Source organism: Mesorhizobium sp., assembly GCF_017306585.1.
In the GTDB taxonomy this organism is placed as follows: Bacteria; Pseudomonadota; Alphaproteobacteria; order Rhizobiales; family Rhizobiaceae; genus Mesorhizobium.
Map to the genome: position 1 here is coordinate 1 of NZ_JAFKIC010000076.1, position 5,914 is coordinate 5,914.

Genomic DNA, 5,914 nt, shown 5'->3' on the forward strand with positions numbered 1-5,914 from the left:
GTGGCGTTCATCTGGGTGATGATGATGCCGGGATTGACGCAATTGACCCGGATGTTGCGGGGGCCGAGCTCGCGCGCCATGCTCTTGGCCAGGGCCAGCACACCGCCCTTGGAAGCCGCGTAATGCGGCCCGCCGAGCAGGCCGCCGCCGCGCTGCGCGGCGATCGAAGCCAGGCAGATGATGGCGCCGCCATCCTCCATCACGGGAATGGCGGCCTGCGCCATGTTCAGCATGCCGCGCAGATTGATGTCGAGCGTCGCCTCCCAGTCCGCGTCGGAGATGTCCAGCACCTTGCGGGCCTGGGCGATGCCGGCATTGTTGACGACGATGTCCAGCCGCCCGAAGCGGGCCTTGACCCGATCGACGATGCCGGCGAGCGCCGCCTTGTCGCGCACGTCGGCGGCAAAGCCGACCGCAGCGGGAGGGCTTTTCGCAGGCGATTCGCCGCTGATCGATGCGGCGGCCCGATCGCAGGCAGCCTGGTCCAGGTCGACGATCACCACATGGGCGCCGGAGGCCGCGAAGGTTTGCGCCACGGCGAAACCGATGCCTGCCGGGTGCGCCGCGCCGGTGATGATAGCTACTTTTCCGTCGAGCATTTAAACTCCTGTAATTTCTTATAATACGATAATTTGTGGAAATATGCGTTGTCAAGCTTGGCGCTGCCGGGATTGCGATTGACCAGGAGGAGCTTGTCAACGGAATCCGGGTGCACTTGTAAGCCATTGAGAATATTGTGGTGTCAGGGGCGACTTGGGAGACGTTTCGGCGAAATCGGCCGCCAGCCTCCAGCATGTTTTCCTGTTGGTGCTTGACAATCAAAAAATCTATGAATTATCGTAATATAAGAATTGATTGAATTCTTGCAACGGGAGGACGTCTTATGAGCGACAAGGAACTGAACATGCTTGCGACCCTGCACGCGCTGGAGGACGGCGTGGGGCGCCGCACCTTCATGAAGCTGCTGGGGGCGGCCGGCGTCTCGCTGGCCATGACGCCGGCCGTGACGCGCCTGGCCGAGGCGGCCACCGTCATTCGCGGCAAGATCGCCAACCAGGTGTCGACGCCGTCCAACGATTACTGGTCGGTGTGGACGCGCGCTTTCGGCGCAGCCGCCGAATCGCTCGGCCTGGAAAAGCAGGAGCTGTTCCACCAGAACGACACCGCCCGCCAGCTGTCGCAGGTGCGCAGCCTGCCCGCGAGCTCGGCCAAGATGCTGATCGGCTGCGTGGAGCCCGCCGGTTCGCTGCCGACGGTGGCGAAATTCTGCCAGGACAATTCCATCCACTATGTGCCGAGCTGGGAATCGCCGGCCTGGTTCACGCCGCCCGATATCGGCGATTTCTACGTCTCCTTCGTCACGCCGAACTCGGTCGAGGGCGCCTATGAGGTGGCCAAGGCGCTGTTCCAGAGCGTCGGCGGGGAGGGCAAGATCGTCCACATCGCCGGTCTTGCGACGCCCACCGATTCCTACCGCACCGCCGGCCTGATGCAGGCGGCCGCCGAGTTCCCCGGCATCAAGATCGTCGGCGGGCTGCACGCCAACTGGGATCGCGAGCAGGCGCGCAAGGTGATGCTGTCGATGGTCACCGCGCATCCCGACATGAAGGGCGTGTTCGCGCAGAACGACAACATGGCGCTGGGCGTGCTTTCCGTGCTGCGCGAGCGCAACCTGAAGGACGTCAAGGTGTCGGGCGTCGACGGTCTGCCGGAAGGCCTGCGTGAAGTGGCCAAGGGCGAGCAGATGGTCGCCACCCACACCTCGCTGCCGCCCTATGGCGCTGGTTTCACCGCGGTTCTGGCCTTCGACGCGCTCAACGGCTGGAAGCCGACGCTTGGCGAACGTCTGCTGTTCACCGGTTCGGCGCTGGCGACGTCGGAGAATTCGGGCCGCATCGAGAAGGCGATCTACGGCGAGGGCTCCAAGCCGTTCGACTGGGCGCTGATGAGCCGCACGCTCAACCCCGAGACCTGGGACCCGCAGAACAAGATCACCGCGATCGAGCCCGAGACCTATTGGGGTCCGTTCCCGGACGGCAAGGAGCGTCTCAACGCCGCCTATGCCGGTGCAAAGGACAAGGGTGAGTTCGCCAAGGTCGATGCGCTCTACGCCGCGCATTACAAGACCGGTCCGGTCAAGGCCTGATACCGGCCGCGACGGAACCAGCCATGAACACGGTCGTACCGGCACTCGCGCTGAGCGGTGTCAGCAAGCACTATGGCCAGGTGGCGGCGCTGCGCGCCGTCGACCTGACGCTGGCGCGGCACAGCGTGCTGGGCCTGGTCGGCGAGAACGGCGCCGGCAAGTCGACGCTGATCTCGGTCATCAACGGAACCGTCCTCCCGACGGACGGCGAACTCCGGGTCAACGGCTCCGTCGTTGCCCCGGGGGCGCCGCTGGCGGCGGCGCGGGCCGGTATCGCCACCGTGTTCCAGGAGCAGGGGCTGGTCGCCAATCTGCGCGTCCATGAAAACATGCTGTTGGGCCGCGAGCGGGGTTTCGCGCGGGCGGGCTTTCTCGGAACCAACGCGACGGCGGCGCTCGCCCGCGATGTGCTCAACGAACTCGGCATCGCCATCGATCCCATGGCGGTGACGGGCGATCTCGCTTTCGGCGAGCGGCAGCTGGTCGAGATCGCCAAGGCGTTCGCACTCGGGCGCATCTATCCCGTGGAGCCGATCGTGCTGCTCGACGAGCCGACCAGCGCGCTGTCGGACAAGGAGACGCAGATCCTGTTCAATTCCATCCGCCGCTGGCGCGACAAGGCCTCCATCGTGCTCGTGTCGCACCGGTTGTCGGATGTGTTCGCCGTCTGCGACCATGTCACGGCGCTCAAGGACGGCACGGTCAACGGCCATTGGGCTGTGGCCGACGCCACGCCGGACATGCTGCACGAGGCGATCGTCGGGCGGCCGCGCTCGGCCGGTTACTACAAGGAAAGCGAACAGCGCGAGGATCTCGGCGAGATCGTGCTGGATATCAGGTCGCTCACCGTGCCCGGCCAGCTTCGCGATGTCTCGCTGTCGGTGCAGGCCGGCGAGATCGTCGGCGTCGCCGGCGTCCTGGGGTCGGGAAAGACGGTGCTGGGCAACGCCATCACCGGCGCGATCCGCCCGGCGGGCGGCGAGATATCCATCAGGGGCAAGCGGTTGAAGCCGGGCTCGCGCTCCGATGCGCTGGCCGCCGATGTCGGCTTCGTGCCGGCCGAACGCAACATCGCCGGCGTGATCGGCATGCACTCGATCGAGTGGAACCTGACGCTGCCGTCGCTCCGCTCCTTCCGGTTCGGCCGATGGCCCGTGCTGTCGGCGGCCCGGCAGGCGCGCGTGACCGACAGCTGGATCGAAAGGCTGCGCGTGCGCACGCCCGGACGCGCCGTGCAGATCCGCAACCTGTCCGGCGGCAACGCGCAGAAGGTGGTGTTCGCCAAATGGCTGGCGCGCGGCATCAAGGTTTTCGTGCTCGACGATCCCGGCCGCGGCCTCGATGTCGGCGCCAAGGAAGAGATCTACGTGCTGTTGCGCGACCTTGCCCGCCAGGGCGTCGCCATCGTGCTGATCTCCGACAATTTGCCCGAGATCATCGGCCTGTCCAACCGCATCATCACGCTGAGATCGGGTGCGATCTCGGCCGAGATCAACGCGCCCGCGCATGACAAGCCGGCCGAGACGGCCGTCGTGCCGCACATGGTGTGAACAAGATGGAAGCCAAAGTGTCCCAAACCGCAATCACCGCCGCGCCGCCGGCCTGGCGCAAGTGGATCGCCGGCAATGCGATCGCGCTCTATCCGGTGCTGGTCATCCTGGCGCTGGTGATCTTCTTCTCCGTCGCAAATCCGAACTTCGCCACCTTCGACAATGCGATGAACATCGGCCGGCAGTCCTCGGTGCTGCTGCTGGTGGCGCTGGCCGGTACGATGGTCATCATGATCGGCTCGATCGACCTGTCGGTCGGCTCGATCGTCACGCTCTCGGGCATTGTCGCCGCGCTCACCATCGACGCCGCCGGCCCGGTGGTGGCGATCGCGGCCGGCATCGGCACCGGCGTCGCCGTCGGGCTGATCAACGGGGTGACGCTGATCTCGCTGAAAGTGCCGTCCTTCCTGGTCACGCTCGGCATGCTGTCGATCCTGTCGGGCATCGCCAACATGATCTGCGGCGGCTCGTCCATCATGTTCATGGATCTCAGCCTGACCGACTTCGTCAATTCGGAGCTCATTCCAGGCCTGCCGACGATCATTCTGGTGGCGCTGCTGAGCGCCGCCGCGCTGGCCTTCGTCGCCTTCAAGACGGTGCTTGGCCGCTACCTGTTCGCGATCGGCGGCGGCGAGATCGTGGCCGCCAACTCCGGCGTGCCGGTCAACCGCTACAAGGTCTACGCCTTCATGCTGTCGGGCGCGCTGTGCGGCATGGCGGGCGTGCTGCTGACCGCGCAGGTCGGCGCCGGAACACCGGCCGCCGGCGCTAACATGCTGCTCGATTCCATCGCGGCCATCGTCATGGGCGGCACCGCGCTGTCGGGCGGCATAGGCGGGCCGCAGCGCACCATCCTTGGCGTGCTTGTCATCGCCATCCTGTCAAACGGCATGGATGTCACCGAGGTCAGCAGCTTCACGCAGGAGATCGTCAAGGGCCTGGTCATCATCCTGGCCGTGGCATCGACCATCGACCGCAAGAAATATCCCTTCATCAAGTAATCCGTCAGAGCCAAATTCACAGGAGCAGACATGAGCGCCAAGCTTGTCCCCGTCGTCACCCGCAAGGACCAGGAGCATGCCGGTACGGGCCAGTCCGGCGGCGCGGTGCGCATTTCCGGCGTCAGCCCGCAGCACACGCCGGCGACCAAGATCTGGTTCGGCAAGGTTTCGAACAAGCCGGGCTACCGCTCGCTGCCGCACCACCATGGCGAGGCCGAGACCGGCGGCTATGTGCTGAAAGGCAAGGGCCGGATCTATTTCGGCGACGACTACGCCGACTATCTCGACATGGACGAAGGCGACTTCGTGTTCGTGCCGCCGCACATGCCGCATGTCGAGGTCAATATGAGCACGACCGAGGACCTGATCTGGCTCACCACCCGAACGCCCGACAACATCGTGGTCAACCTGGCCGATGTCGACGACGCCACGCTGGTTGGCTATAGGCGCGCCTGAAAGAACAGCCCTTCGCGGGAGGAAAAACCATGACCGACATACGCCTCTACATGTTCGATACCGGCATTCTCAAATGCAAGTATCACGACATCTATCTCAACCAGGGCGGGGATTCCGATTTCGAGATTCCGGTGCCGTTCTATTTCATCACCCATCCCAAGGGGAACGTGATCATCGACGGCGGCACGCCCGTGGAATGCGCCACCGACGCCAAGGGCCATTGGGGCAAGGTGGCGGAGTTCTTCACGCCGGTGCTGACACCGGAGCAGGGCTGCGTGGCGCAGATCGAGAAGCTCGGTTTCACGGTCGACAGCGTGAAGACCGTCGTGCTCTCGCACCTGCATCTCGACCATGTCGGCGCCGTCGGCCGCTTCCCCAACGCCACGCATGTCGTGCAGCGCATCGAATATGAATACGCCCACACGCCAGACTGGTTCGCCGTGCTCGCCTATGTGCGCAAGGACTTCGACCGGCCGGACCTGAAGTGGCTGATCCTTGAGGATGCGTGGGGCGATTTCTACGACCTCTATGGCGATGGCTCGATCATCCTGATCCGCTCGCCCGGCCACACGATCGGCCACCAGTCGATCCTGGTGCGCACCTCCAGCGGCCAGTCGGTGCTGCTGGCCGTCGACGCCGCCGACACGCTCGACCATTGGGAGGAGCGCGCGCTGCCGGGCGCGCTGCATTCGACCATCGATTCCGTGCGCTCGGTGAAGAAGCTGCGCGCCGTGCAGGAAAAGACCGGCGCGCTGGTGGTG

General features: G+C 65.1%; 6 protein-coding genes. 5 read left to right on the forward strand and 1 reads right to left on the reverse strand.

The features are described 5' to 3' along the window. Positions 1-599 (reverse strand): SDR family oxidoreductase (locus J0I79_RS02745; protein WP_292855197.1); only part of this gene is annotated, 599 nt, incomplete at its 3' end. 284 nt (positions 600-883) lie between these two features. On the opposite strand from J0I79_RS02745, the gene J0I79_RS02750 reads away from it, so the two are divergent. The 5 genes from J0I79_RS02750 to attM form a co-directional block, all read left to right on the forward strand. After that, positions 884-2,146, forward strand: coding sequence for a sugar ABC transporter substrate-binding protein (locus J0I79_RS02750; RefSeq protein WP_292855198.1), 1,263 nt, complete (start codon positions 884-886; stop codon positions 2,144-2,146). A gap of 23 nt (positions 2,147-2,169) precedes the next feature. Continuing rightward, on the forward strand, positions 2,170-3,696 hold the full coding sequence (locus J0I79_RS02755; RefSeq protein WP_292855199.1) for a sugar ABC transporter ATP-binding protein: 1,527 nt from the start codon (positions 2,170-2,172) through the stop codon (positions 3,694-3,696). Between the two features lie 17 nt (positions 3,697-3,713). Then, positions 3,714-4,697, forward strand: a complete 984-nt coding sequence (locus J0I79_RS02760; RefSeq protein ID WP_292855200.1) for an ABC transporter permease — start codon at positions 3,714-3,716, stop codon at positions 4,695-4,697. Between the two features lie 30 nt (positions 4,698-4,727). Beyond that, positions 4,728-5,153 (forward strand): cupin domain-containing protein, encoded by a 426-nt coding sequence (locus J0I79_RS02765; RefSeq protein ID WP_292855201.1) that lies wholly within the window; start codon positions 4,728-4,730, stop codon positions 5,151-5,153. Positions 5,154-5,182: 29 nt separating this feature from the next. After that, positions 5,183-5,914: N-acyl homoserine lactonase AttM (gene attM / locus J0I79_RS02770; RefSeq protein ID WP_292855202.1), on the forward strand; the 732-nt coding region annotated here is incomplete at its 3' end.